Origin of the sequence: Planomonospora antibiotica, from assembly GCF_014647955.1 — a bacterium.
GTDB classification, from domain to species: domain Bacteria; phylum Actinomycetota; class Actinomycetes; order Streptosporangiales; family Streptosporangiaceae; genus Planomonospora; species Planomonospora parontospora.
The window spans coordinates 1-1,859 of record NZ_BMQE01000125.1 but is presented as its reverse complement, the minus strand read 5'-3'; the positions used below and the strand labels follow the sequence as shown (position 1 = coordinate 1,859).

Here is a 1,859-nt window from a genome sequence, read left to right as displayed (position 1 = left end):
CCGTGGTGGCCGGGGGTGGCCTGGACGACGCCGGCCTGCGCGCCTGGCTGGCCGAGCGGCTCCCGCCGTACATGATCCCCGAGTGGACCACCCGGCTGTCCGCCGTGCCCCTCAGCGCCAACGGCAAGGTCGACCGCGCCGCCGTCCAGGCGCTCCTGAGCGAGCGGCCGACCGAGCGCGAGGACCTCGATCCGCCCCGCCCCGGCGTGGAGAGCGTCGTGGCCGCGACCTGGGCCGAACTGCTGGGACTGCCCGCCGTCGGCCGCGACCAGAACTTCTTCAGCCTCGGCGGCGACAGCCTGCTCGCCACCCGCCTCATCACCCGTCTGCGCGCGGCCGGCGTCACCGGCGCCGAGCTGACGGACCTGTTCGACCATCCGGAGCTGGCCGACTTCGCCGCGACCCTGCGGCCGGAGGAGCACGCGACCCTGCGACCGGGGGAGGAGCACGCTCCGGGGCGGATCGCCCTGCGCCCCGACCCCGGCCACCGGCACGAGCCGTTCCCGCCGACCGACGTGCAGCGCGCCTACTGGATGGGCCGCACCGACGACTTCGCCCTCGGTGGCGTCGGCTGCCACTTCTACACCGAGTACGACCTGGCCGGACTCGACCTGCCCCGGCTGGAGGCGGCGTGGAACCGGCTCATCGAGCGGCACGAGATGCTGCGCGCGGTCTTCCTGCCCGACGGCACCCAGCGCATCCTGCCGGAGGTGCCGCGCTTCGCCGTCCCGGTCACCGAGGCCGGCGAGGGCGACGCCGACCGGGTCCTGGCCGAGCTGCGTGAATCCATGTCGCACCAGCTCATCGACGCCACCCGCTGGCCGCTGTTCGACGTGCGGGCCGTGCGGTACGGCGAGGACCGCACCAGGCTCGGGGTCAGCTTCGACAACATCATCCTCGACGCGCTCAGCACCATGACCCTGCTGCGCGAGTTGGACACCCTCTACCGCGATCCCGGCGCCGAACTGCCACCGGTGGACCTGTCCTTCCGGGACTACGTGCTCAGCGTGAAGCCCGATCCCGAGGCGTTGCGCCGCGCACAGGAGTACTGGTCGGCCAGGGTCGCCCAGCTGCCGCCGGGTCCCCGGCTCCCGCTGGCCGGGGACCCGGCCGGGATCGCACGCCCGCGCTTCACCCGCCGCCAGGTCCGCATCCCCGCCGAGCAGTGGCAGGCCGTCAAGGACACGGCCCGCGGGTACGGCCTGACCCCTTCCACGGTGCTGGCCACCACGTTCGCCGAGGTGCTGGGCGCGTGGAGCGCCCGCCGCGACATGACGATCAACTTCACCCTCTTCGACCGCCGCGAGGTGCACCCGGACATCGACAGGGTCCTGGGCGACTTCACCTCACTGCTGCTGGTGGCCTACGAACCCGGGGAGACCTGGCTGGACGGGGCCCGCCGCCTGCAGCGCCGGGTGGTGCGCGACCTGGAGCACAGCGAGGCCTCCGCGCTGTGGGTGATGCGCGAGCTGGCCAGGAAGTCCGGCTCGACGGACGTGACCATGCCGGTGGTGTTCACCAGCACCCTGGGCGTGACGGGTGAGGACGGCGGGCTGACCGGCACCCTGTTCGCCGGTCCCGTCTGGGGGGTGTCACAGACGCCGCAGGTCTGGTTGGACCACCAGGTGGTGGAGGTCGACGGCGGTCTGCAGGTGAACTGGGACGCGGTCGAGGAGCTGTTCCCGGCCGGGGTGCTGGACGGCATGGTCGCGGCGTACGACCGTCTGCTCGACCGGCTGCTGGAGGGCGACTGGGACGCGCCGGTGCCGTGCCTGGTCCCGGCCGGGCAGCTCGTCACCCGTGCCGGGGTGAACGACACGGCCGCGCCGCTGCCGGAGGGGACGCTGCACGGGCGGTTC

At 73.5% G+C, this 1,859-nt stretch carries 1 protein-coding gene; it reads left to right on the top strand.

All coding sequences use genetic code 11. From position 1 onward, the window contains the following. Nucleotides 1-1,859: condensation domain-containing protein (locus IEZ06_RS35685; RefSeq protein WP_229799167.1), on the top strand; the 1,859-nt coding region annotated here is incomplete at both ends.